The organism is Pelolinea submarina, from assembly GCF_003966975.1.
Taxonomy (GTDB): domain Bacteria; phylum Chloroflexota; class Anaerolineae; order Anaerolineales; family Anaerolineaceae; genus Pelolinea; species Pelolinea submarina.
This window is the reverse complement of sequence record NZ_AP018437.1, coordinates 524,697-550,581: the sequence shown is the minus strand read 5'-3', so window position 1 is coordinate 550,581 and position 25,885 is coordinate 524,697. Positions and strand designations below refer to the sequence as shown.

General features: G+C 50.4%; 26 protein-coding genes and 2 tRNA genes. 10 read left to right on the top strand and 18 right to left on the bottom strand.

Annotated features, from left to right (window positions below; genetic code table 11):
* Positions 1–81 precede the first annotated feature (81 nt).
* From Pelsub_RS02605 to Pelsub_RS02575, 7 genes are all read left to right on the top strand, one after another.
* Entirely contained in the window at positions 82–876 is a 795-nt protein-coding gene (locus Pelsub_RS02605) for a class I SAM-dependent methyltransferase (protein ID WP_116226299.1), read from the top strand.
* 47 nt (positions 877–923) lie between these two features.
* The gene (locus Pelsub_RS02600; RefSeq protein WP_116226300.1) at positions 924–2,213 is read left to right on the top strand and encodes a C39 family peptidase; all 1,290 of its coding nucleotides are present in this window, start codon (positions 924–926) and stop codon (positions 2,211–2,213) included.
* Between the two features lie 182 nt (positions 2,214–2,395).
* The gene (locus Pelsub_RS02595; protein ID WP_158674945.1) at positions 2,396–4,168 is read left to right on the top strand and encodes an FHA domain-containing protein; all 1,773 of its coding nucleotides are present in this window, start codon (positions 2,396–2,398) and stop codon (positions 4,166–4,168) included.
* Between the two features lie 9 nt (positions 4,169–4,177).
* The gene (locus Pelsub_RS02590; protein WP_116226302.1) at positions 4,178–5,032 is read left to right on the top strand and encodes a PP2C family protein-serine/threonine phosphatase; all 855 of its coding nucleotides are present in this window, start codon (positions 4,178–4,180) and stop codon (positions 5,030–5,032) included.
* Positions 5,033–5,090: 58 nt separating this feature from the next.
* Positions 5,091–5,179 (top strand) — tRNA-Ser (locus Pelsub_RS02585).
* Positions 5,180–5,204: 25 nt separating this feature from the next.
* Positions 5,205–5,293 (top strand) — tRNA-Ser (locus Pelsub_RS02580).
* Positions 5,294–5,391: 98 nt separating this feature from the next.
* A complete protein-coding gene (locus Pelsub_RS02575; protein ID WP_116226303.1) occupies positions 5,392–5,859 on the top strand; it encodes a YbaK/EbsC family protein in 468 nt (155 codons plus the stop codon).
* Here the strand turns inward: Pelsub_RS02575 and Pelsub_RS02570 are convergent.
* From Pelsub_RS02570 to Pelsub_RS02485, 18 genes are all read right to left on the bottom strand, one after another.
* Positions 5,856–6,491 carry a corrinoid protein gene (locus Pelsub_RS02570; protein WP_116226304.1) on the bottom strand — a complete coding sequence of 212 codons (636 nt, stop codon included), beginning with the start codon at positions 6,489–6,491 and terminating at the stop codon, positions 5,856–5,858. The two genes, Pelsub_RS02575 and Pelsub_RS02570, sit on opposite strands and share 4 nt — an antisense overlap.
* 15 nt (positions 6,492–6,506) lie before the next feature.
* A complete protein-coding gene (locus Pelsub_RS02565) occupies positions 6,507–7,610 on the bottom strand; it encodes a GTP-binding protein (RefSeq protein WP_116226305.1) in 1,104 nt (367 codons plus the stop codon).
* On the bottom strand, positions 7,607–8,995 hold the full coding sequence (locus Pelsub_RS02560) for a uroporphyrinogen decarboxylase family protein (protein ID WP_116226306.1): 1,389 nt from the start codon (positions 8,993–8,995) through the stop codon (positions 7,607–7,609). The genes Pelsub_RS02565 and Pelsub_RS02560 overlap by 4 nt, the downstream gene beginning before the upstream one ends.
* Before the next feature lie 27 nt (positions 8,996–9,022).
* Entirely contained in the window at positions 9,023–9,697 is a 675-nt protein-coding gene (locus Pelsub_RS02555; RefSeq protein WP_158674944.1) for a DUF3159 domain-containing protein, read from the bottom strand.
* 60 nt (positions 9,698–9,757) lie between these two features.
* Positions 9,758–10,552 carry a sugar phosphate isomerase/epimerase family protein gene (locus tag Pelsub_RS02550; protein ID WP_116226308.1) on the bottom strand — a complete coding sequence of 265 codons (795 nt, stop codon included), beginning with the start codon at positions 10,550–10,552 and terminating at the stop codon, positions 9,758–9,760.
* A complete protein-coding gene (locus tag Pelsub_RS02545) occupies positions 10,549–10,914 on the bottom strand; it encodes a cupin domain-containing protein (RefSeq protein WP_116226309.1) in 366 nt (121 codons plus the stop codon). Before Pelsub_RS02545 ends, Pelsub_RS02550 begins: the two co-directional genes overlap by 4 nt.
* 5 nt (positions 10,915–10,919) lie before the next feature.
* The gene (locus tag Pelsub_RS02540) at positions 10,920–11,864 is read right to left on the bottom strand and encodes a transketolase family protein (protein ID WP_116226310.1); all 945 of its coding nucleotides are present in this window, start codon (positions 11,862–11,864) and stop codon (positions 10,920–10,922) included.
* The gene (locus tag Pelsub_RS02535; protein ID WP_116226311.1) at positions 11,861–12,703 is read right to left on the bottom strand and encodes a transketolase; all 843 of its coding nucleotides are present in this window, start codon (positions 12,701–12,703) and stop codon (positions 11,861–11,863) included. Before Pelsub_RS02535 ends, Pelsub_RS02540 begins: the two co-directional genes overlap by 4 nt.
* A 9-nt stretch (positions 12,704–12,712) precedes the next feature.
* Entirely contained in the window at positions 12,713–14,566 is a 1,854-nt protein-coding gene (locus Pelsub_RS02530) for a transketolase (RefSeq protein ID WP_158674943.1), read from the bottom strand.
* Positions 14,559–15,593: a uroporphyrinogen decarboxylase family protein gene (locus Pelsub_RS02525; RefSeq protein ID WP_158674942.1), complete on the bottom strand. Its 1,035-nt coding sequence runs from the start codon at positions 15,591–15,593 to the stop codon at positions 14,559–14,561. The genes Pelsub_RS02530 and Pelsub_RS02525 overlap by 8 nt, the downstream gene beginning before the upstream one ends.
* A 50-nt stretch (positions 15,594–15,643) precedes the next feature.
* Positions 15,644–16,387 carry an N-acyl homoserine lactonase family protein gene (locus tag Pelsub_RS02520; RefSeq protein WP_116226314.1) on the bottom strand — a complete coding sequence of 248 codons (744 nt, stop codon included), beginning with the start codon at positions 16,385–16,387 and terminating at the stop codon, positions 15,644–15,646.
* Positions 16,388–16,419: 32 nt separating this feature from the next.
* Positions 16,420–17,403: an ABC transporter permease gene (locus Pelsub_RS02515; protein ID WP_198418385.1), complete on the bottom strand. Its 984-nt coding sequence runs from the start codon at positions 17,401–17,403 to the stop codon at positions 16,420–16,422.
* A gap of 10 nt (positions 17,404–17,413) precedes the next feature.
* Positions 17,414–18,910, bottom strand: a complete 1,497-nt coding sequence (locus Pelsub_RS02510) for a sugar ABC transporter ATP-binding protein (protein ID WP_116226316.1) — start codon at positions 18,908–18,910, stop codon at positions 17,414–17,416.
* An 85-nt stretch (positions 18,911–18,995) separates the two neighbouring features.
* Positions 18,996–20,003 (bottom strand): sugar ABC transporter substrate-binding protein, encoded by a 1,008-nt coding sequence (locus Pelsub_RS02505; RefSeq protein WP_116226317.1) that lies wholly within the window; start codon positions 20,001–20,003, stop codon positions 18,996–18,998.
* A 72-nt stretch (positions 20,004–20,075) separates the two neighbouring features.
* Entirely contained in the window at positions 20,076–20,471 is a 396-nt protein-coding gene (locus Pelsub_RS02500) for a cupin domain-containing protein (protein WP_158674941.1), read from the bottom strand.
* 44 nt (positions 20,472–20,515) lie between these two features.
* The gene (locus Pelsub_RS02495; protein WP_158674940.1) at positions 20,516–21,523 is read right to left on the bottom strand and encodes a LacI family DNA-binding transcriptional regulator; all 1,008 of its coding nucleotides are present in this window, start codon (positions 21,521–21,523) and stop codon (positions 20,516–20,518) included.
* 213 nt (positions 21,524–21,736) lie between these two features.
* Positions 21,737–22,498, bottom strand: a complete 762-nt coding sequence (locus Pelsub_RS02490; RefSeq protein ID WP_116226320.1) for a methyltransferase domain-containing protein — start codon at positions 22,496–22,498, stop codon at positions 21,737–21,739.
* 63 nt (positions 22,499–22,561) lie between these two features.
* Positions 22,562–23,227 carry an HAD family hydrolase gene (locus Pelsub_RS02485; RefSeq protein WP_116226321.1) on the bottom strand — a complete coding sequence of 222 codons (666 nt, stop codon included), beginning with the start codon at positions 23,225–23,227 and terminating at the stop codon, positions 22,562–22,564.
* A 221-nt stretch (positions 23,228–23,448) separates the two neighbouring features.
* Between Pelsub_RS02485 and Pelsub_RS02480 the strand changes: the two genes are divergently transcribed.
* From Pelsub_RS02480 to Pelsub_RS02470, 3 genes are all read left to right on the top strand, one after another.
* Positions 23,449–24,243: a YdcF family protein gene (locus Pelsub_RS02480; protein ID WP_116226322.1), complete on the top strand. Its 795-nt coding sequence runs from the start codon at positions 23,449–23,451 to the stop codon at positions 24,241–24,243.
* A 62-nt stretch (positions 24,244–24,305) separates the two neighbouring features.
* Positions 24,306–24,926 (top strand): YdcF family protein, encoded by a 621-nt coding sequence (locus Pelsub_RS02475; protein WP_116226323.1) that lies wholly within the window; start codon positions 24,306–24,308, stop codon positions 24,924–24,926.
* A 166-nt stretch (positions 24,927–25,092) separates the two neighbouring features.
* Positions 25,093–25,872 carry an NYN domain-containing protein gene (locus tag Pelsub_RS02470; protein WP_116226324.1) on the top strand — a complete coding sequence of 260 codons (780 nt, stop codon included), beginning with the start codon at positions 25,093–25,095 and terminating at the stop codon, positions 25,870–25,872.
* Positions 25,873–25,885 lie beyond the last annotated feature (13 nt).

Below are 25,885 nucleotides of genomic sequence, written 5' to 3'. Positions count from 1 at the left end.
ATAGGCGGCTAGGCCGCACTTTTCAGCTAACCCTTACCGTTTCCCGAACCTGCCTGCCTATCTTAAGTTGGAGCATGGCAAATGAATAAGGAAGTCTACGACGAATTCAGTCAGGATTATGACCGCTTTGTCAACTGGCAGCCGCGGTTGGCGATCGAAATCCCCTTTTTACAAAAATACCTGCGATTGGCCGAAACGCACCTGGATCGGCGCGCCCGTATTCTGGATATGGCTTGCGGCAGCGGTATGCATGCCATTGAACTGGCCAAACAGGGCTTTACCGTCTGTGGGGCGGATCTCAGTCCAAAGATGATTGAGAAAGCCTCTGAAAACGCGCGAGCAGCCGGTGTGAAGGTTAACTTCAGAGAATCTTCTTTTGGTAACTTGAAAGCAGATTTAATGAATGAACCTGAATTTCCTTATGACATGATCACCAGTCTGGGAAACGCACTACCGCACCTGCTTTCCACCGAATTAATCCAAACCACTTTATGGGACATGGCCAACTGCTTGAACTCCGGCGGATATTTAATTTTCCAAAATCGCAATTTTGACGCCGTTCTGGAACATAAGGAGCGCTGGATCGAACCGCAAGGGCGCAGCGAAGGGGAAAAGGAATGGATCTTTCTAAGATTCTATGATTTTGACCACGATGGCCTGCTTACGTTCAATATCATGCGCCTGATTCGCGATGGAAAAACCGGCTGGCAGCAGCGCATTTCCTCAACCCGGCTCTATCCGCTCAAACGCGATGTGCTGACAGGGCTGCTGGAAGACAGCGGTTTCTCAGACATTGCCTGTTTTGGATCCATGTACGGCGAGGACTTCCTGCCAGGCTCCAGCGAAAACCTGGTTGTGGTAGCCCGTAAAGCCTAATTTGGACTATTCTTGTCGCATTTCCTCCTGAATGTTATAATGCGACCATGTCCAAACGCTGGTTGATCATCACCATCGCCATTTTCACGGCGTTGACAATCCTTGGTTATTCCCTTCTCCTAAACCAAACCTTTCAAGAGAAGTTAGGTTGGCATTTAATGCAGTGGAGCGGACGAATACGCGTATGGTTGAACCCGCCCCAGGAAGTTGCTTTTTCCTCCGAGCAGAGCAGCACGGAAGGCACGCTCAGCGTCCCTGTACCCCTGGTAGCCACAATGACGCCGGAGCCGACGCACCCGGCGCAAACCGCCACCCCCACAGCCACCCTGCCGCCCATTCCGCTGGCATACACCATCGAAATGGACACCTATTTTTCCCAACACAATCGCTGGAATTACTGCGGCCCGGCCAACCTGGCCATGGTGCTCTCCAATTGGGGTTGGGAGGGTACGCACGACGATGTGGCCCGCGGTGTAAGGACTTTTTCCAAAGACAAGAACATTATGCCGTATGAATTGCAAGATTACACCGTGGAAGAAGCTGGGTTGGAAATGCTCATCCGGGTGGGCGGGGATCTGGATACCATCAAGCATCTGATCGCTGCCGGTTTTCCGGTCATCGTCGAAAAAGGGCCCACGTTCCGGGATATCAACTATAACGTCACCTGGATGGGCCATTATCAGGTGCTGAATGGGTACAACGACGCCGAAGGCTATTTCATTGCGCAGGATTCCTACATCGAACCGGATTACATTCAACCCTATACTACTCTGCTGAGTGAATGGCGCTCCTTCAATTACCTGTACATGGTAGTGTATCCTTCCAATAAGGAAAATGATGTGCTGAACCTGTTGGGGAATAACCGCGACATTGACCAAAATTATCGGAATGCTTTGGATAAAGCACAGGAAGAAATTTACGAAACCAGCGGTGTGGACCAATTTTTCGCCATGTTCAACTACGGCACCAACCTGGTACAGTTGCGCGACTACAGCGGGGCTGCCACAGCTTATGACCAGGCCTTTGCCATGTACGATGCGCTGCCAAACGATTCCACCCTGCCTTATCGCATCCTGTGGTACCAAACCGGCCCCTACCTGGCTTATTACTACACCGGCCGATATAGCGATGTGGTTGAGAAAGCTACCAGGAATTCCATTGAAATGGTGCGTGATGATGAACCGGCGCTGGAAGAAAGTTATTACTGGCGCGGTATGGCCGAGATTGCCCTGGGCAAGAAAGATGATGGTATTGACGATTTCTACACCTGCTTGAACTACCACCAGGATTTTCAACCGTGTGTGAAGGCTCTGAATAGCCAGGGTATTTATCCTTAATCCAGTCTGTCAAACCCACAAGGTCCAATCATTTTACTTTCAGCCGGATAAAAGACATTAAAATAAACATAATGTTCCATTTTAGAAGTGTTATTAAAAAGCTCGTCCTTATAACGCTGTGCTTATCCAGCTTGTTGGTATTCACTACTCCCCTCCAGGCACAAAGCAGTTTGACCTTAAGTATGGCCGCACCGGATTTGTCGCAGTTCCCCAAGATTACCCTGTTCCTGGATGCATCCGACAGCCAGAAAAAATTCGTTTATGGGATGGACCTGAATAATTTCAGCGTCTTTGAAGACGGCGTACAACGCACGGTGAATGAGGTGCAGCAGCTTGAACCCGGGCTGCATACCATTATTGCCTTGAATTTGGGCGCGACTTTAAGCAACCGCGCCAACACTGCCGTCCCCACCCGCTACGAAGAAACCATCTTCACCATCGCTTCCTGGCTGACCGGTATTCAAAGCATTGCCGCCAATCAATACAGCCTGACCAGCAATGAAGGGACGTTGATAGAAAAGTCACAGGAAAAGACCACTTTTACCAATACGCTGCAAAACTACAAACCCAACCTGTTCAACTTTGAACCAAGCCTGGCCAGCCTGAGCAGCGCGCTGGACGTGGCTGCCAAACCCAGCCTGGTTGAGCAAAGTAAACAAGCCATTCTGTATATCACCCCGCTGCCGTTGGACCAGGACTTGGGCAAAATCGCGACGCTGCAGGCGCGCGCGCAGGAAATCGGCGTGCCCGTCAATGTCTGGCTGGTGGCGCCGGACACGGCTGCCAACGCACCGGCAGTGCAATACCTCAACCAATTGGCTACGGCCACCGGCGGAAAGTTTCTGTTCTATACTGAGAATTTGACCGCGCCTGATCCGGAAGAATACGTGGGCCGCATGCGCAACATTTACCGCCTGCGTTACACCTCTACAGTCAGCCAAAGCGGTACTCACAGTGTCAAAGCGGTCGCCACCTATGGCAATCTGACAGCCGAGACGCCGGAAACACAATTCACCATCGATTTGAATATGCCTTCGGCAGTGCTGATCAATCTGCCGCCGCAAATCGACCGGGTATACGCGGATGGGCCGGAAGGAAAAATTCTGCAGCCCAGCGTAATTACCATTCAAGCATCCATCACTTTTCCCGATGGTTATAAACGGCAATTACGAGCCTCACGTCTCTATGTGGATGGCGAGGTAATCGTTGAAAACACCGAAGAGCCTTTTGACTATTTCGGCTGGCAGCTGGATGAATACCGCTTCAGCGGCGAGCACCTGGTTGCGGTGGAAGTGGAAGACATTCTGGGCTTCCGAAATATCAGTCCACCGGCTTCCGTGATGATCACGGTAGCTTCTCCTTACCCCAGTTGGCTGGTGGGTATCCTTAAATTCATCAATACCGGCGGCTGGATTCCCCTTTTGGTGGTTGCCGCCGGGGGTTCATTGTTAGCAGGTTTAAGACTGCGCAGGCGCTGGATAGAAAACCGCCGCAGCCGGAGCTTCTCAGTCGGTATTAACGAATTCGATGACCCTATGCTGCAAAGTGTACCGGGCCTGGGTTCGGCGCTGGAAACGGATTATTACTCGGAAACCAACAACCCGCAGAATCCCGCCGCGGCCAATCCGCGCGATTCCGCTCCGCGTTTAATTTGGGCAGGAAAAACACCGCCCCCCGCGGGAATTGAGGAAATCGTCCTGGAGAACCAGGAAACTATCATCGGCAGCGATAATACGCAATCCGGTATTGTATTGGCAGACGCGGCCATCAGCCCCCAGCACGTATTGCTGGTCAAAAACGAACGCGGTTCCGTCAGAATTGCCGACCTCGGATCAGATAACGGAACCTGGGTGAATTACGCGCCTGTTTCCAGTGCCGGGCTGCTGCTGCACAATGGTGACCTGATCCGGATTGGTCCGTTCACTTTTCGGTATAAGATTGGGAAGATATATTAGAAGGCGAAGATGGATACAGAATCATGCCTGCAGCCAGACAGTGCAACTCACCTGGAAATTGTGGAATTCAGCCATAGGGGATTGGTGCGAGAAAACAACGAGGATCACATCCTGGTAAAGTCCTTCCGGACCGTTCAGACAAACGCACAATCAGTCCTGCTGGCAATCCTGGCGGACGGCGTCGGCGGGCACCGGGCCGGAGAGGTAGCTTCGTGCATCGCGGTGGACAGCATCGCTGCCAGCGTGCAGGCTTGCGAAAACCTCGACCATCCGGAGAGCCTTCTGGAAGAAGCCTTTATCCGCGCCAACCAGGAGATCGTCCAACAGTCACAGGACAATGAAAGCCAAAAAGGGATGGGCACCACCTGCGTGAGCGCGTTGATTATCGGGCGGAAGCTGTACATGGCCAATATCGGCGATTCGCGCTTATATCTGCTGCGCAATCGCGAAATCAGCCAACTCACCTTCGATCACACCTGGCTGGAAGAGTTATCCGAAGGTGGGCTTTCAGGCAGCACGAAAATCTCCCGATCGCATCCCCTGGCGCATGTTCTTATTCGCTACCTGGGATCCACAGAACCCATCCAAGTTGATTTGCGCATCCGGTTAAGCGGCACTAAGTCAGCAGAGGAAATGCGAAATTTGCAGGGCATGAATCTGGAGGCCGGCGACATACTGTTATTGAACAGCGACGGCATCAGCGACTTGCTGACGGACGAAGAGATCAAAGAAAACCTGCTGAAACGCAATTGGGATCAATCCGCCAAGCGGTTGGTCTTCTGCGCCTTGAAAAAAGGCGGCCATGATAATGCCTCGGTAATCGTCATTCGGATTCCCGCGGACTTAAAAAAGAAAAAAACTTAATACTGCCTTATACAGCATTTTGTGTTAAAATTTTTATCCTTGCTGGAGTTGATGACCAGGAGGGATGGCCGAGTGGCTTAAGGCGCCTGTCTTGAAAACAGGTGTGGGGCGAAAGCTTCACCGTGGGTTCGAATCCCTCTCCCTCCGCCTTAGCCATCAAAATTCTAGTCTTGGGGAGGTGCCAGAGTGGACGATTGGGACCGCCTGCTAAGTGGTTGTCGGGGTTAAACTCGACCGAGGGTTCGAATCCCTCCCTCCCCGCTCTTGTCCAAACCGCTGCTTATTGGCAGCGGTTTTTGGTTTAAATGGTTTTGAGTATAATAAACTCCAATTTGGACTACAACCTAGAGGATCAAACAATGGCACTGACAAAGAAATCTAAAATCGTACAAGAATACCTGCAGCAATTTGGACTCAAAGTGGATATTCTGGAATATTCCGAGAGCACCAAGACGGCCCAGGAAGCAGCCAACGCCATCGGCTGCGAAATTGGTCAAATCGTCAAATCGTTGGTTTTCCGCAATAAAGATCAGGGACTGCTTTTTTTGGTCAGCGGAAAGAATAACCTGGATGTCGAAAAAGTCGCCCGCGAGTTGAAAATCGAAATCAAGAAAGCGGATGCGGATTTTGTAAAGAAAGTAACTGGTTTTTCCATCGGCGGCGTTCCGCCGGTGGCGCACGATACCAAAATGGAAACCTACATCGACCAGGACCTGCTGGCCTACGATGAAGTATGGGCAGCTGCAGGCATGCCATTTTCCGTCTTCCAACTGGAAAGCCGCATGCTGCAGCCGCTAACTAATGGAACGGTAATTGCCGTAAATTAAGCAATCAGGCTCAATGCCAATCTGGCAGCCTGGTTCGCATCCGGTGCGTAACCATCCGCACCAATTTTTTGCGCAAATTGATCGGTGACCGGCGCGCCGCCGATCATAATTTTGACCTTGTCGCGTATTCCAGCCTGGTCGAAAGCTGCGATAGTAGCCGGCATATTGGCCATAGTGGTCGTCAGTAACGCCGACATAGCCACCAGATTGGCGCCGCTGGTCTTAACCGCGTCCACGAATTTCTCCGGGGCGACATCCGTGCCCAGGTCGGTCACTTCGAAGCCGGCTCCCTGCATCATCATAGAAACCAGGTTCTTGCCGATATCGTGCAGGTCGCCCTTGACCGTGCCAATCACGATCTTGCCGACCGGTTCAACGTCCTCCGCCACCAGCAGCGGCCGCAGGATATCCATACCGCCCTGCATGGCGCGCGCCGCGACCAGCAATTCCGGCACAAAATACTCACCTTCTTCAAATAAACGGCCAACTTCTCCCATGGCCGCCATCATACCTTGCTTAAGAATCGTTTCCGCGCTATCGCCTTCGTTGAGGGCCTGCTGAACGGCTTCCACCACCTGATCGCGATCCCCTTCTACAACACCCGTATAAATTTCCTGAATAGTAGCTGACATTATTTTCCTCCGAAATTATGAGTTTCCAATCCGCATTGTGGGTTTGGGATAACCCGGAACGCGGGTAAAACCGGATAGCACAGAATAATCAATTCCTTCAGAATTTAATTCTGAGCTAATGATTGTATCAATATTTTCTTCGATTGCTTCAAGGGGGCCTTCTATCATCGCGTTGATCCGAAGGGAATATGTGGACCCTTTCAAAGCCCGCAGCGAATCTGAAAATCCCTCGAATTTGGAATCCAAATCGTCCAATGCAGTTAAATTGAATTTGATGTTTTCCCGGCCGTCATCCAACAAAAATTTTAGATGGGCAATCGAGTAAGCCTGACCGGATAATTTCCGGCAAATCCTTTGAATGATATTAAGCAAATGAATTTTCTTTTCCTGATCATCCGCGGAAATTTTGATCTCGCGATCCACCCAGCAAAAGCGTTTTTCTCCTGAAGCATACCGGTCATAATCCATGTCCATTGAAATCCGAGGTTGGGAACTTTCAGGTGAATCCAGCAACTCCAGCCATTCTTTAACCTGACTCGCTTTCAATGAATTTTGAAGCCGGAAAATTTTTCCAGGGTATTTTGCCGCTGCCAAAGGCAGCAATTCCGCGGTTTTTTTCTCATCCAACAAGTCGCTCTTGTTGATTACGATCAAACCTCCCTCTTCCAATTGTTTTTCGTAGGTATAAATAACTTCCTCACTGAAAGGCAGCTCCAACCCGTTCAGGTAGCGATAGAAAAGACGCGCATCGGTGAACACGGACAGGCTTGTCGGTTGGTCAAAATCAGCGCGTAATTTCATTAGCGGCTTAAGCACAGTTGCAACCAAGTCAGCGCATGATCCAACCGATTCGGCAAATATCACGTCCGGATGATAACGGACTGTTAGTTCATCCACCCGCTCGTTAAAGTCATCCAGATGGCAGCAAATGCATCCACCTGTTACCTCCAAAGTCGGTAAAGATTTAGAGCGCAGGAAAGCCGTATCCACAAGATGCTTGCCCTGCTCATTGGTGACAATCCCGACCCGTTTTCCCTGCTCGATGAAAATTTGCGCGGCTTGCGTGATGGCTGTTGTCTTTCCACTGCCCAGGAAACCGCCCACCAAGTACAATCTCATTTAATCGCTTCTTTCAGGGCATCAATCAGTTCACGATTACTGGGAATGATAGATGAAAACTTCACCTGACCATTGATTAAAATACTCGGCAGATTCTTCACGCCCATTTTGTGCATCCGTGCGACGTTTTTTGGCTCGGTGATTTTGTATTCAACCATATCCACGCTGCCGGCCAATTCGGTAAAAACGCGTGTGGCGGCGTTCAGCATATAGCCGCAAGCCGGGCAGGACGCAGAATCAAGCGTAAATACTTCCATCAATGGTTTTGCCAGCTGCTCGTAATTAGGCAAGCTAACCTGATCAAGGTCAATTTCCCCGCTTTGATAATTCGCTACCATCAAGCGCGCAGTCTCCGGCTCCCGAATTGCCTGCATGGTTCCCACCACATTGTCCACCGGAACATCATAGGGCATATCGCAGCCGGGTGAAATGATCAGGTTCTTCGGAAGCACGTCTCCCGGGAACATTGCATCGATTAAATCCAGCACATATTTCATGTTATCCTGCTGGGTTCCAAACAGCATACAGGTGGTCAGGGGAATATTCCCTTCCAGCGTAATGTCGTATTGATCGGTAATCTGTTTAGCTGCCAGCATATCGATATTTTCATCGACTGCAATACAATCCGGGGCTGTCTGGCACATTGCCTCGACATTTTTGGTGGCATCGCCGCACACGAAGAAGGATGAGAACGCCCCTTTTTCGCGAATAAAACTGAAAAGGCCGGTAAAATCCTCCGAAAGGAAATTCCGGAAGTGCTTGGGTGAAATTTGCGAAACCAACGGATCCACCACGGCAATTATGTCCATGCCCGCATCGAGGTAATATTCGGAAACCCTTTTAGCAACCCGGGTGGTATAGGCAATCAACCCGCGTAAATATTCCGGATGGTCGAACATATCCATGAAGATTTCGGTGCCGCGCAGATGGGAAGCCAGGGTGAACGGTCCGGTAACCAGGCCATATAAAGCCGTATGGCTGCCAACCTCTGTTTTCATGCTTGCCATGGCATCCAGAACCAGCGGTAGACGCCCATCCGTTTTCTCCGGCAGCCTGGTTGGCAATTCCAGCGTGCTTGCCAAAGGATGGGTAGCCACGGATGGCGGCGCATTTTCCGCCCAAACCAGGTCGCAGCCTAGAATTTCGGCTTCGATCTGCAGATCGAAAACCACCGGCTGGCCGTCAGGATCATATTGATGATTGACTTCCAAAAGGGACTCTATCAACTTCTCTTTATCGGTCAATACCTGATCGGCTTTGTAGCCCTTCAACGAACCGGCGTGCACGCCTGCGAATGGCACCCAGGGAATGCGGGGCATTTCTTCGTGCCGCAAGGCGGCAAAAAGCAATCCCTTTTTCGATAAATTCGAGAGATTATTTTTCATATCTTTCTTTACTTTCTAATATGATTTTTAAAATCCGCGCTGCTGTCCCTGCCATGGCGGCGGTGCATCATTTTTAAATTCATCCACACTCGGCCCGCCCAGCCGCCGTAGACGTTTTAATCCATACAGGTAACTGACCACCAGCAATACGATCAGAGCCGGCCAACCGCTGACCAAGTTGAATATAGCCAGAGCATTGGTTAGCGCATTCCGATAGAAATAGTATTGAAAGGCCAGTTTGATTGCGGAATAAACCGCCCAGATGGCTGTCACTTCGCTATAGGCCGGGCGCACGCGTTCATGCCAATACCATTGCAGCGGCCAGCGGCGCGTGAGGTAACTGGTGAAAGCTACGGCCGGGCGTTTGATAGCCAGACTGAGCAGCAGCACCAGTACCGTCAGGGCGCCGTTCACCAGGCTGGGCAGGAAGAAAGCCTGGGCACTCTTCAACAACAGAACCAGTCCTACCGCCAGCGCAGTTGCGCCGGCTCCCAACAGCGCATTTCCAAACCGCTGGCGCCGGATGAGGCGCAGCAGGGTGAACAGCAAGCTGCTGCCGAAAGCCACCCACAACGCCGGCGTCAGGCCATAGAGCGCATTCGTGAGCATGAACAGCAGCGGTGGGATAACAGAGTCGAATATGGGATTGCGCCTGGAAAAAACAAGCTTGAATTGTTCCAATAACTCTTTATATACAGGCATCTTTATTAACGTCCACGTATATTTAACCATATTCGACTCAATAGAATGATTAACAGAATATTATTTAACCAAACCTCGGACGTATTGCGATGCTTGGGTGATATTTTCTTCGGTCATATCGCTCATCGTCTCCAGGGTATATGTACCATGGTAGCCTGCATCGGAAAGCAAGCGGAAGAATGCGGGGAAATCAAAGCTTCCGGTCGGTGGGATCATATGATTGCTATCTGCCAGATGGACATGGCCAATCTGGCCTTTCACCGCATTCACAGCTTGCTCGATGGATGATTCTTCCAAATGCATGTGGTATGTATCGATCAGCAGGTGCAGGTTATCTTTGCCCATCGTTCGGATAAAACCGGCCACATCCGCCACGGTGTTGTGATAGTTGATCTCATTGTGGTTGACCGCTTCCAAATCCACCTCGATAGCGTAGGTTTGCGCGTAATCGCAGCAGATTTCCAGACACTCGCGGATATGCTCTTTCGCAATAACAATATCTTGACCGTCAGCCAACATGCCCTGCATCAGCCCCACCAGCATCTTGGGTTTTCCGTAAACAGCCGCGTATTGAACCACCTGATTGAACCGATCCACCGCCTCAAGCCTGACCTCCGCGCCAGGGTCATTGAAGGCCACATGATGAGCCTTGGCAATGCCGCCTGTGCGGAAACCGGTGATCTTGAGCTGGTAGCGATCCAGCAGGCTCAGGATTTCATCTTCCGGGGTCTTGTAAACCCCGGAAATGATCGGTTCGATACCGGCATAGCCATTTTCAGCCAGCCACGCAAATACGCGCTCCCACTGCTCAAGCGGCAATGCGTCAATTTCAGGAGTAGCCCAGCTTAGTTTCATTTTTTGTCGTAGGAGCCTTGCGCTACGGGTGGCGAGAATACATATACGACTTTCAGGACATCTTCGCTGGTGTTATTGATGCTGTGCGTTACGCTTTGCGGTACATATACACAGGTTCCGGGTTCCACTTCCTCGGGTACACCATCGAAATAGAACTCTCCCTTGCCTGTCAAAACATAGAGGATCTCTTCCTGGCTTTCATGTACGTGCGCGGGGGCGTGCTTCATGGGCGGGAAATCCGCCACGCCAAAACACATTTTCTCTGCCGGGCCGAAATTGTTAGGCCCGATGATCATCTTGTGAGCCCGGCCGGGGAGTTGTACTGCCTCTATTTCGTTTTCATGAATGGTATGTTTTTGCATAATTTCTATCGACCTTTCTTTTCTATTGTCTCGATAACTGCCTTTTCAATAGCGTCTGCGTTGAGTCCAAACCTTGCCAGCAGCCAATCATTGGGGCCAACTTCACCAAAGCGGTCTTCAATTCCCAGAATTCTCATAGGAACAGGGCAATTCTGGCTGACAATCTCGGCCACCGCCCCGCCCAGACCGCCGTAGCTGCTGTGATTCTCAGCCGTAACGATACAGCCCGTATCGCGCGCGGCAGCCAGGATGGCCTGCTTATCGATGGGTTTGATGCTACCCATATTCAGAACGCGCGCCTGCACGCCTTTCGCAGCCAGGTTCTCAGCCGCCTGAATGGCTTCCGGTAAAAGAATGCCGCCGGAAATAATGGCAGCGTCCTTCCCATCCCGCAGCATGGCAGCCTTGCCGGCCTCAAAGCGATACGTTGTTTCATCAAAGATCACCGGCACTTTTCCGCGCGGCACGCGCATATAAGCCGGGCCGGGGTTTTCCGCCAGATACTTAAGCATGGCGCGCAGCTCAATCGCATCCGCCGGGTCGAAGACCGTCATGCCGGGAATGGCCCGCATGATGGCAATATCCAGCAGCGCCTGGTGCGACGCGCCATTCCGGCCGGAGGCAATGCCGGGTTCCACACCGATCAATTTGACGTTGGAGCGGCAGTAACCCACCGAAATGACCACTTGATCGCAAACCCGCTGCGTAATAAATGACGAAAACGTCCCGCAAAATACAGTCTTTCCGGATAAAGCCAGCCCCGCCGAGATACCCACCATATTGGCTTCGGCAATACCCACATCGAAATAGCGTTCAGGATATTGCTCCTGGAAGAAATTGGTCTCGGTAGCCCTTTGCAGGTCCGCATCAATTACGATGATCCGTTCGTCGATTGCGCCCAATTCAGCCAGCGCGTGGCCGAATGGTTGTAGTTGTGTGGGGTAATTCATTTCTGCAACGCCCTTTCCTGCTGGTACAGCTCTTCCATGGCCTGCTTGTATTCCTCTTCAGTAAAGGCACGCGCATGCCATTCCGGTTTATTTTCCATATAAGAAATGCCTTTTCCTTTGATCGTGTTGGCGATAATGATGTGCGGTTTGCCCGGAACGGATTTCGCCTTCACAATTGCGTCCTCGATCTGACTGAGGTCGTGACCGTCGATCGTTTGGACGTGCCATCCGAACGACTGCCATTTTTCATCCACCGGATCGATATTGCAGATGTCCCTTGTGAACCCGTCCACCTGGCAATTGTTCTTGTCCAGGAAAACGATCAGGTTATCCACCTTGAATTGCGCAGCCGACATGGCGGCTTCCCAAATCTGCCCCTCCTGCAGTTCGCCATCCCCCACCAGGACGTACACGTGGCTATCCCGCTTATCCAGACGCGCGGCCAAAGCCATGCCGATCCCGGCGGATAATCCCTGCCCAAGTGAACCGGTGGACAGCTCGACACCCGGCACCAAATGCATATCCAGGTGTTTCTGGAGATTGGTGCCCGGCGCGTTAAAAGTCGCCAACTCCGTCTTGGGGAAAAAGCCCCTTTCGGCCAGAATGGCATAAACGAGCGGTGCGGCATGGCCTTTTGAAAGGATGAATTTGTCCCGATCCGGCCAGGCGGGTTCTTCCGTCCTGATCTTCATTTCTTGAAAATACAAGACTGTCAGGATCTCCACGGCGGAAAGAGAACCGCCCGGATGGCCTGACCCGGCTGTGTAGATTATTGAGATCACGTCTCTTTTGACATCCAGGCATTTCGCCTGTAATTCTTTTTTTAGTTTGGAATCCATTTTTAAATCCTATTTTTCAAGCAATTGGAATGCCTGGGCTACGATGCTTTCGGCATCCATCTTGTATTTCTTCAACAATAGTTCATAAGGGCCCGACTCCGCGAAGGTATCCCGCAGACCGATCCTGGCCATCCGGCAGGGCAGCTCTTCGCCCAAAAGCTCAGCCACCGCGCTGCCCAAAGCCCCATTGATCTGGTGATCCTCAACGGTAATGACCCGGCCAGTCTTCGCAGCGCTCCCTAGGATCAGGTTGGTATCCAGCGGTTTAATCGTGTGAATGTCAATCACCTCCGCGCGAATTCCCTGCCGCCTGAGCAGCGCGCTGGCCTGCAGCGCCACTGAAAGCATGTCGCCGTTGGCAACCAGCGTCAGGTCTCCCCCTTCTTCCAGAATCTTGCCGCGGCCGATCTCGAATTCTTCATCGGCTGAATAGATGAACGGCACCGCATCGCGGGTGAAGCGCAGGTATACCGGCCCATTCATCGCCAGCGCCGCCCGCAGCAGTTTTTTAGTCGAGAAATAATCGGCCGGCATGATGACGGTCATGTTGGGAATGGTGCGCATGATGCCCATATCCTCAGTGCTCTGGTGGGTAACACCGTCATTGGCGGGCGTGATACCGCCGTGGCTCACCGCAATCTTCACGTTTATGCGGGTATAAGCGATGGACGTTCTGATCTGCTCGCAGGTGCGCATGCTGGAAAAGACTGAATAGGTACTGACAAACGGGATCTTTCCGGTCGAGGCAAAACCGGCAGCCGCGCCCATCATGTCGGCTTCCGCCACTCCGAATTGAAAGAACCGCTCGGGGAACTCGTCCGCAAAAATCTTGGTGCGGGTGGATTTGGAAATATCCGCCTCTAAAACCACGATATCTTCAAACTCCCGGCCCAATTCCGCCAGACATTCGCCGTAGGCGTCCCGTGTGGGTTTTCTGTCCGAGGGTTTGGATTTAGCAGTCTCAGCGGGAGGTTCTATCATGGAAGCCAGCGGCTTGAATTTCTTTTTCAAGCGGTCCAGCCCTTCGTCGCCCGAGATTTCCTGTATCGCGCGGACGTATTGCTCGCGATTGGGCGCGATACCATGCCACTCGCAGACATTTTCCATAAAGGAGACCCCTTTCCCCTTGATGGTATGCGCAATGATGACGGTCGGCTGGTCCAGAACCTCTCCGACGCGGGTAAGCGCCTCCAGGATCTCAGGCATGTTATGACCATCGATTTCAATCACGTTCCAGCCGAAGGACAGCCATTTGTCTTTCAGGGGTTCAATAGGCATGATGTCGTGGCAGAAACCGTCCAATTGCAAATCGTTGTAATCCACAATGGCTGTCAGGTTGCCGAGCTTGAACTTCGCTCCGGCCATGGCAGCCTCCCAAACCTGGCCTTCATTCAATTCGCCGTCGCCCAGGACGACATAAACGCGCGCGTTTCTACAATCGGTGTGAAGACTGATCGCCATGCCGACGCCAATCGACAATCCCTGTCCAAGCGAACCGGTGGTGAAATCCACGCCGGGCGTCTTGTTCATGTCCGGGTGCCCCTGCAGGCGGCTGTCGATGGCGCGCAGCGTCAGCAGCTCCTCGACCGGGAAAAACCCTTTTTCCGCCAGGCAGGAATACCACACCGGGCAGGTATGCCCCTTGGACAGGATAAAACGATCCCTGTCCGGGCTGCGCGGGTCTTGCGGGTCAATCCTCAGGAAATGAAAGTACAGGGCGGTTACAATGTCAGCCGCCGAAAGCGATCCGCCCGGATGGCCGGATTGGGCCGCAAAGATCATCGTCAAAAGATCCTCGCGGATGGTCCTGGCCATGTTCTGTAAATATAAAGTCTGTTCTTCTAATTTTGTGTTCTCACTCATTTTGATAATCCCTGACAGCCTGGAGCAGCGCTTGAATGTTTTCCCGCTTGGTACCGTCATTCGTGCCGCCCCCGACCGATAATATAAAGCCGTCTTCCCGGCCAAAGAGCGCCAGGCGGGCAAGCGCATCCTGGTACACATCCTCGGGGCTTCCGTTGATCATTAAATCCAGCGGGTCGATATTTCCCATGAGGCTGATCTTGTCCGAGAGCGCCATTTTTGCTTTCTGTAAATCCGTTGACTTTCCCAGATTGAAGACATTGATTCCGGTCTTTTTAAGCGGTTCAAGAATATGATCGGATCTCGTGTCGTTATGCAGGACGTAGATAAAATCAGGAAACGCTTCCCGGATTTTCTGGTGGCACTCGAGCAGATAAGTCTCATAAAATTTCTTGGAGATCATGCCGGAGATATCATCCGTGATCAACATCGCGTCTGCGTCCCGATTGACTTCCTGCTGGGCTTTCAGCCATACAATAATCGCATCCGTTACTTTTCCTAAAAGCGCCTTGATCTCCGCCGGGTGGTCGCTCAGGTGAATGAAGAAATTGCTTGTTCCGCACAGATATGCAGCCAATTCCCCTGGCCCGAAGCTCCACAGGAAGTGGGAACAATCTTCCACTTCGTCCTTGCGCTCCATGAATAATTCCAGAGTCTTCAGATACCAGACCATCATGCCATCCGTGGTCGGGTTGGGAATGCTAAAGCTTGAAAAGCTCTCCGCGCTTTCAAACACGTGCCCGCCAATCTGCGGCATCATGTTCTTCTGCCAGACCACTTTACAGCCAAACGCGGAAAGGATAGCCACGCCAAAATCCGGCCAGGTGCCCGGAATGAAAGTGATATCAGGCATCTCCTTGAAGATTCTCATCTGCGTGTCCACCATGCGCTGCGGGTAAAAGAATAGATCACTTAATTCGCAGTTATCCAGGGACGCGTAAAACCTGTTCGTCCCAATCAGCGCAACCGGTGTATGGTCTTTTTCTTTTCTGTTTATAGATGCGACAAAACGATCCCATGATTTCATGGCATTTTTCCTAAATTTCATAATTTTTAAAGGTGTCGAAAGTGAAAGATTTAAGCTACAACACCATTCGGGAAGCGGTCAAAGAACAATGGGTCGTGACCGGGAATCAGGATATCTCCCAAAGCAGGCAGCTTTTCCATGAAAGCCAGACTCTCATAGAGATTATTGGTCAGGCCAATGGGAAGATGCTCTTCAATTGTCTCGTAGAGGAAACAATTGTCCCCGCACAGGCAAACGCGCCCTTTCTTTGTGTTGACCACTACAGCCATGGAACCCGCTGAGTGTCCCCCGGCATAGACTACTTCGATCCCGGGCAATATTTGCGCCCGTTCGCCATAAATGACAGTCATTTGCGCGCGGACACGCTCGATCTTCTCAACGGAAAATGAGCCGTAGCCAATCGACCAGGCAGGCAGTCCGGCTATCCAGGCCAGTTCCTTCTGGTGAGCGAAAACTTTGGCGTTGGAGAACGCATCCAGATAACCCACGTGGTCAAAGTGAGCATGGGTCAGGATCAGGTGCGTCACGTCTTCCGGTTCCACACCCACCTGCTTCAACGCATAAAGCGGGTCTTCGTCCGGCAGCTTTCGGGTGACGTCTTTTTCAACCCCCAGGATCTTCGCGTCATCCATATGAAAACTGGTGTCGATCAAAACGACCTCTTTTGCCGTCTTGGTATAGAAAACGTACACCGGTCCCGCTCTGACCTCGGAAGGATCGCCGCCCTGCAGGAGCAAATCTCCCCTGCTGGGGACAGTGCCGGTTTTGATATAACGCAATTCGTATTCTGTCATCTTTACCTCACTTAATCTCAATATCCGGTAATTTATTTTCCGAATTTATCAATCGCAACTGCCATCAACAGCGTTGCACCCTTGATGATGGTCTGGTAATAGTCATGCACATTCAGCAAGGTTAACCCGTTGCTGATAACTCCAATAATCAACACGCCCAGGAACACATTGGTCAACTTTCCCTCACCTCCGGAAATGCTGACGCCGCCCAGGACAACCGCGGTGATCACATCCATCTCAAATCCATTGCCGGCGGAGGGTTGGGCACTATTAATGCGGGCCAGCAGGATCAGGCCTGCCAATCCGGTGAGTACACCGCTGATGCAGTAAGCCAGGTATTTATTCTTGACAGTATTCACGCCGCACAAACGCGTGGCTTCTTCGTTGCCACCCAGCGCATAAAAATAGCGGCCCAGGTAGGTACTGTTCAATAATATGTATCCCAGCACAAACATCGACAACATAATCAGCGCCGGGACGGGAAATGGGCCCAAATAGCCTTTGCCAATGGTCATAAAAGACGCCGGAAAATCATAGATAGGATAACCGCCGGATATAACGTACCCCGTGCCTCTCAGCACACTCATCATTCCCAGGGTAGCGATCAATGGCGGAATCTTGACTCTGGTAACCAAAAATGCATTGACCGCGCCAATCACCGCGGAGACACACAAGGCCAGACCCATCGCGGGCAGGACAGGCAAGTTGAATTGTTTCAAGAAAATGGCGACAACCAATCCAATAAAAGCCAGATGCGAACCAGCGGAAAGGTCAATTCCACCGGTGACCATCAGAATCGCCATGCCAACCGCTGAGGTTCCGATGATCGAAACCTGCCTGACCACATTGATTAGATTGGAAGCTCGCAGAAAGATTGGCGTGAGAAAAGAAAATAAAACGCAGATCAGAATAAAGACTACAAATAATCCCCAACCCTGGAAAAACGTTCGAAAGCTGAAAGACTTCTTTCTGCCTGGTGCACAATCCTGTTCATTCTCAGTAATGATATTGTTCAAGGGATCCTCCTTATTTATTTCCATAAGCCAATTCCAATAAAAGGTGCTGGTTGGCTTCGGAATGGTCTAGAATACCGGTAATTTTCCCCTCGTGCATAACAGCAATACGGTCACACATACCCAGAATTTCCTGGATCTCGTCCGAGATTAGGACGATGGCATGGCCTGCTTCAGATAATTTCTGAATCAATTTATAGATTTCGGCTTTAGCACCCACATCGATACCCCTGGTAGGCTGGTCCAAAATCAACAGCACAGGATCGGTAGAAAGCCACTTTGCCAGCACTACTTTTTGCTGATTGCCTCCGCTCAGGTTGCTGACCGGCCTGTTCAGGTCGTTCACGATAATGTTAAATTTATCCACAAACCCTTGGACAATAGGCAGCTCTTTCTTGCTATTAATCAAGCCGCCTGATGTAATTTTTTTAATGGAAGGAAGGGAGATATTTTGCTTTACCGACATGGAAAGCAACAATCCCTGGCTTTTTCTATCCTCAGGGATAAATCCTATCCTGTTCTTCACGGCATCTTTCGGGTGTTTTATGGTTATCTTTTCGCCGCAATGATAGATCTCTCCCTCCACAATCTGGTCAGCGCCGAAAATACTCCTGAACAATTCCGTCCGGCCGGCGCCAACTAATCCAAAGAAACCCAGGATCTCACCTTCCTTGATCGCGAAATTGAAACACTCATTTTCCACTTTATATTTCAGGTTCTTGATTTCATAGAGCGGTTTACCCTGGACTCGTTTTCGGACGGGAAATTGGTTACCAATGTCATAACCGACCATCAAAGAAATAATCTCTTTTTTAGATGTGTTCTTTACATCCAATGTCCCCATGTATTTCCCATCGCGAAGTACCGTAACACAGTCGCAAATTTCAAATACTTCTTCGATGTGGTGAGACACAAAGATCAACCCCAAGCCCATCGAGCGCAGCATGCGGATTTTTTCAAAAAGATGAGTACATTCTTCCTGCGTTAAAGCAGCAGTGGTTTCATCCAGAACCAGTACAGACGCCTTACGGCGCATGGCCGAAGCCACCGCGACCATCTGCTGGTAGGAGATCGTCAAATCTTTTACAAGACAATCCGGGTCAATGTTGACTCCCAGACTGTCCAGAATTTTCCTGGTCGCATTGCGAATGGAAGCTTTATTCACAAACAACCCGCCGCCATTTTCAATCTCATGCCCAAGGAAAACATTTTCCATCACCGACATATTTTGGACGAGGTTCAAGTCCTGATGAATAACTTGTATGCCCAAGTCTTGCGACTTTTTGGGAGTCAACGGCAGGATTTGGCAGCCGTCCAGGTATATTTCCCCCGTATCCGGTTCAATAGCGCCTGCCAGTATTTTATTCAAGGTAGATTTTCCAGCGCCGTTGGCTCCTACTAATCCATGTACTTCACCACTCTTGACCGAGAATGAGACAGAATTCAGAGCTTGCACACCGGGAAACTGTTTACATAAGTCTTTTATTATTAATAATTCTTTTTGAGTCATAGGTGGTTTTTTTCACTATAATTGGATTGTGAATGGTCAAGCTTGAGGCAGGGCCAAATTCTTCCTCCAAGCTTGACCATTTCATTTACTCAATAAATTGATCGACGTTATCTACCGATACCGGCACAGGGACAATTTCCATCTTCGAGGGCAAGAAGTCTCCAAGAACCAGGCGGATGGCCATTTCCATTTCAAGACGGCCGTGATGATAGGGATCGATTGAGGCGGTACCGCGATAAACGGTGCCTTCCTTGATCTTGGCCAATGCTTCCGAGGAGGCATTCACGCCAAAGATACCAAAATCGTCGCTCGCCAAACCGGCTGCTTCCACCGCACCCAGCGCGCCCAGGCAGCCTTCGTCGTTGTAGCATACAAAGACTTTCACATCGGGATGAGCTTGCAGAATTGTCTCAGCTGCGGTCAAACCAGTTTCGATGGCATCCGCAGCCTGTTCCGCTACGATTTCCGAACCAGGCGCATACATTCTCAGCGCATCGGTCATACCTTCGGTGCGGTCGATGTCAAATTCGGTTTTATCCCAAATAAGCAGGGCAACTTTTGCCGAACCACCCAATTTTTCATTGATCCAACTAGCAGCTTCCTGGCCGGCGACAAAGCCCATGCCGTAGGTGCTGATGCCGGATTGAAGTGTCTGGGCTGACAGTTCGTTGTAATGCGAAACCACAATCAAACCGTTCGCCATGGCAGCTTCAATCGAAGGATTGACAACTTCGGGATCAATCGCCGTAATGATGAGCGCATCCGCGCCCATCTCGCCCAGGGTCTCGATAGCGGTAACCTGCTGCGCCGCGTCGCCGTTCGGATCGATTTCGATTACTTCGACATCGACACCGGGGTATTCCGCGGCCACATCCTTGTACCCCTGGCTTAAAGAAACGAAATAGGGCTGGCCAAGGCTCATGGTCATGATGGCAATCTTCATGCTTACAGGTTCATCACTGGCAGCTTCTTCAACAGCGCTGGCAGCAGGTGCATCGGCAGATGCAGCCGGCTCTTGCGCGGCACAACCCGACACCATCAACAGGGATATTAATACCAGAACCAGATTCAACCAAATATATTTTTTAGACATTCTTCCTCCATATCATGTTTAAGTAACGGCCCTTTTTCTCGTTAGGTAAATTGCACTTCTCTTTTTTCTTCCTTATCCTTCAACTCCTTTCTCAGCTAGTTTCTTCAAATCAGGATGTTTATCAAAGACCCATCCTGCGGGTGATTGGATCCACAAAACACACAGCGGAAACTTATAAGGATTTTTTAGATTGTGATAGGTATGCGGAGGAATGAAGACTGCATCATTCGGTTTTATATTCCATTCGGCTTTATCATCGCCTATCAAAACCACGCCTTCTCCAGACAAGCAGAAAAAGATTTCTTCCTGTTCTTCATGATCGTGTCCGGGTTCGCAAATACCTTCCGGTTCCACAACCACCATACCAAAAGTCAGGTTTTTTGATCCGACTGTGGTCGGGTCGATTAATTTGTAATTGATTCTCTGGGACAAAATTATTGGCTCAACCTCATATGGGTTGACTTTCATTGGCTTAACATTCATGTTTTCTCCTTGGAATATTTATTTCTTTCTCAACCACTAGATTCGCGTACGCATAACTCCGGATCCAGGATGATTTGTTTCGGCTGCCATTCTTCATCTTCCGGCAAATTGATCTTTTCGATCAGGATCTTCATACCCTCTGACCCGATCTCATAAGCGAATTGATCGACTGTAGTTAAAGGAGGTTCTATAAAAGGCGAATATTCGATATTGTCGTAACCGGCCAGGGCAACATCGGCCGGTACTTTCTTGCCCAATTCGTGCAGCGCTTTCAGCACGCCGATGGCAAGCAGGTCACTGTAAGCGAATATTGCCGTGGGAGCAGGGTCCAATTCACGGAAAGCTTTGAGCGTGCTTTTATAACCACTTTCCAGGTTCAAGTCACAACGGTAGATCAGGTTAGGATCAACATCGCAGCCATTTTCTTTTAGCGCGTTGATATAGCCTGTCTGGCGTTCGCGTACCGACGAGATGGTTTCACTGCCGGTGATGTGCAAAATCCGTTTGTAGCCCTTTGAACACAGGTGTTGGATGATCTGGTAGGCGCCCAATTCATTGTTACTGCGCACCCAATCGGTCGGGTAATCCTCTAAAAAACGATTCAGAAGCACGAAAGGAATCTTGCGTTTATTGAGTTCGATCAAGGGCTGCTTGCCGCTGGTAATTGAAGTGATCAGAAGCCCGCCCACCCTGTTTTCCAGCAGCATTTGATGGCCTTTCAGTTCCAACTGGTCATCTTCATTGGTGTTGTACAAAATGACCCCATAACCATAATCCTTGGCGCAATCTTCCGCGCCGTGGATCAGTTCAGCGTAGTAAGGGTTTGAATTATCCGCAACGATCAAGCCGACCGTATTGCTGTGTCCGCCGGCAAGAATGCGGGCGGGCAAATTCGGCATGTAATTCAACTCTTTGGCAGCTGCTAAAACCTTTTCGCGTGTTTCCTTGCTTATTTCCCCTTTATTTCTTAACGCCCTTGAAACTGTAGTGATGGAGACACCACAGTACCTGGCAAGGTCGTTCATATCAGCTGTCATATCAACCTCCTGCAAAATTTGCATAAATTTCCGTTAGCGCTTGCGGAAGCGCTTGCATATAGTATACATTTTATAAAAGAAAAGTCAAGAGAAGTCAAAAAAAAGACCCAGCTTAAATCAAGCAGGGCAATCGAGGTCCGATAAACCGATTGCCCTGCTATATATTTGACACGCACTGTTTTTGGAAAAGCCCGGTGGAACCGGTTTTAATTCCTACAACTGCACCCCATCGTCAGTATGCGCAACCGCTCTCAGCCTTCTGTAATCGGCCACCCATTCCTGACCATTCCATAATTTGTCTTTCAGTGTTGATTGCATCTTCTGAAGCAGTTTATCCTGCTCTTCATCCGTAAGCATTTCCAATTCGGCCGCAAAAAACTGCCTGGCCCAATTGATTAATCCCTGCTCGCCATCCTTCAATGGGGTTGGCCGGTCAAAATCGGTGACTTTATCAATCAAAAAACCATTCTTACGTAAGAGCGCGCTGAAAGCTACAACGGATGGAAAATTGAACTTGGATCGGTAAGTATGACCAATTTCCTCGAAAGCCGCAATAAAAGCGCGTTCAATGGTTTCAATATTTCCCTGCGCCCCGAACTCACAGATCAGTTTACTAGAGGGCTTTAATGAACGCTGAATTTTATTAAGCAGCCGGTCATGGTCCGGAATCCAATGAAACACCGCGTTCGAAAAAACCACATCCCATTCATGTTCATAGGAGAGCGCCAACGCGTCCATCACCTGAAAATCGATATCGGGAAATTGTTCTTTTGCCTTTTCAACCATTTCCAAAGAGCTGTCAATTCCCAGGACATAGCCGCATTGGCTCGCAAGCTGCGCAGTCAAAGCACCCGTGCCGCAGCCGATATCCAGAATTCGCTGAGACATATTCCGCGGGATAAATTCGAGCAATCCCTTGCCGAATTCAGCCACAAAACCGTGCTTGTTATCGTATAGCCCGGAGTCCCATTTCATCTTTTCCTCCGCTCGACTTTATCCGTGAGAATAAAACAACGAGACCTTTTATATTTATTCAGGTTATACCCTGAAAAGCGCCGCCAGCATCTCCGCCGTTAAACCGTTCAGGCCGGTCAGGATTAGATCGGTCTGCGGAAGCTTTTCCCGCGGGTAGGTCGTAGTCACCGCAAGGCATTTCATGCCGGCAGCCGCGGCGGCTTGAATACCCGCGATGGAATCTTCAATCACCAGACAGGCTGAAGAATCGACATCCAACTGGCCGGCCGCCCGCAAGAACACGGCCGGATCGGGTTTGCTGGCGCAATCCTCACCGCTGACGACCGCGTCAAAATACGGGCGCGCTTTGAGGGCATCCAGAATGGTGTAGATATTCTCCCGGGAGCCGGAAGAAGCCAGCGCTTGCCGTACGCCGTTCTTTTTAAACTCCGTCAGCCAATGCTCCACTCCGGCCATAAATACCGCTTCTTTCGCGATCACTACCCTGAACTGCTCGTCTTTCTCCCGGCAGATTGTCTCCACTTCCTCATCCGTAAAGCGCTCGCCGCTCACATGCCGGATGACCTGTTCGTTGGTCATGCCAAAGGTCGGTTTAAAGACCGAATCCAATACCTGGAAATCATACTTGGCCAGCACTTCTCGAAACGCAATAAAATGGGCTGCCTGGGAGTCCAATAGAACCCCATCCATATCCCACAATACCGCTTGTAAATTTCCGAACTGTTCCATCACGATTGCATCATGCCAACCAGCGCAGCCGTTACTGCCTGCCTGCGCGGTTAATCATGATTCTCCTTTGTTGTTAGATTATGGAATTGTATTAAAACAGCGCGCAAAGACTGGTAGAATTGCACGCTGCAGCTTCCGGCTGCTATTTTATCCGATTTTGAAAATGGCTGTATAGGTCATGTTACAATCGGGCTACATTTTCAAAAATTCAAAGGAAACTTATGTTTATCTTTCTTTCCAAGTTTCTACCCTTACTCGTCTATCCACTGGGTTTGGCCTGCCTGCTGCTATTTTTGTCTCTCCTGGTCAGCTACAAGCGCAAAACCAGTAATATTCTGATCGCCATCGCGCTGATCGTGCTGTGGTTGAGCAGCACAACCGGCTTCTCCAATCTTCTGGCGCGCTCGCTGGAATTGAAATACCTGCCCCCGACAGAGATTCCCACTGGAGAGGTATTGGTCGTGTTGGGCGGCGGCACCGAACCAGCCAGCCCGCCGCGCACCACTGTAGAGATCAACGGCGCCGGCGACCGGGTTTTGTACGCCGCGGAATTATATAAGGAAGGCAAAGCGCCTTTCATCCTGCTCAGCGGCGGAGATATCGAATGGTTGAGCAGCGGCAGCACCACCCCGGCCGAAGATATGGCTGCTTTGCTCATGCAGATGGGTGTACCCGAAAGCGCCCTTTGGCTGGAAACGGAATCTAAAAACACCTATGAAAATGCCCTGTATGCCAGGGAATTCCTGGATGAACAGGATATCAACCAAATCCTGCTGGTCACCTCGGCCATGCACATGCCGCGCGCAGTAGCGTTGTTTGAAAAGCAGGGCTTTGAAGTGACACCCCTGCCGGTGGATTTCAGCGTCACCGACAGCATCAGCGCGTCCAGCGGCGAAGGCAACTTCATCAGCAAGTTGATTGACATTATGCCCAGTGCCAGCAACCTGGCATTGACCACCAATGCCATGAAGGAATATCTGGGTTACTTTATGTACAAATTGCAGGGGTGGCTATAATTTCCACCAATCAACAAATACAACCCGCAACGGTTCAAGCGGCCCAAATTTTATGGAATTATATGAAATTGGATAAGCCGCTGGCAGCCTGCGACTGTATCATTGCCATGGGCAGCCATGATTTGCGCGTGGCCGAACATGCCGCACAGCTCATGCTGGAAGGCTGGGCGCCGCTGCTGGTGTGCTCCGGCGGACTGGGGCGGCTGACCCGCACGCTATGGCACGAGGCAGAAGCGCGTAAATTTGCGCGCATTGCGCGGCAGATGGGCGTTCCGTTCAATCATATTCTCATTGAAGATCAATCATCCAACACCGGTCAGAACATCCAATTCACCCGCGACCTGCTTGAATCGAAGGGCTGCAAGATCCGCAGCGCGCTCTTGGTGCATAAACCATATATGGAACGGCGCAGCCTGGCAACAGCTTTACAAGTCTGGCCTGAAATCGAATACCGTGTTTCCTCCCCTCCCGGCACCTTCCTGGATTACCCCAACAAGGATATAACTCAGGAAGAACTCATCCATGTAATTGTCGGCGATTTCCAACGCATCCTGGTTTATCCCCGCCTGGGCTTTCAGGTCACACAGGATGTGCCGCAAGAGGTCATGAACGCGTATGAGGAGTTGGTGCGTCAGGGCTACACCCGCTTTATAGTGAATACGAAAGCCGCCGGTGAGAAATAGCGCTGTTCAAATTTCCTTACAGATAACGCGAATTCGGCCATTCATTACCCATTAAAGCCTTTATCAGAATTAGATTAATCAAATTGGTTTATATACTTGCTTAACTATTGCATGTGTATAATGTTTATAGTGTTATTTTCTTAAATAAATTAATAGATGGAGTTTTATGTTTGAATCAAGTAGACAAATTGGCAACCGGCGGATGGCTATCCTGATCGATGGCGATAACGCACAGCCTTCATTAATTGAAAAAATCCTTTCGGAATCCAGTAAATACGGCACCACTACCGTGCGCCGTAATTACGGTGACTGGACCACCTCCAACATGGGCGGGTGGAAGGACACCCTGCAAACTTATGCTATTCAGCCCATCCAGCAATTCCGCTACACCATTGGCAAGAACGCCACGGACAGCGCCATGATTATTGACGCTATGGACCTGCTTTACAGCGGTACTGTGGATGCCTTCTGCCTGGTTTCCAGCGACAGCGATTACACTCGTCTGGCCACCCGCATCCGTGAGAAGGGCTTTTTCGTAATGGGTATTGGCCAGAAGAAAACGCCGCGGGCTTTTGTAAACGCTTGCGATGTATTCGTTTACACAGAAAACCTGATTCCCAAGAAAGTGGAAAAGAAGCGTATAACAAGAAAAAAGGGAGCTTCGACCGCAAAAGGGCAGGAACAGGAACAAGAACCGGAACAGCAGCTTCCCGATCCCACCAAACTGCTCAAACAGGCTTTTGACAACGCGGTACAGGAAGACGGCTGGGCATTTTTGGGAACTCTGGGGCATCACTTGCGCCAGCTTGACCCGGGTTTTGATGCCCGTACCTACGGTTTCAGCCAATTATCATCATTAATCCGCGGTTATTCCAAATTATTTGAAATCCGCGAAGTTAAAAGTGAAGACGGTAATTCTTCAATTTACGTAAAGGTGAAGGAATAGATCTCGGTATTAG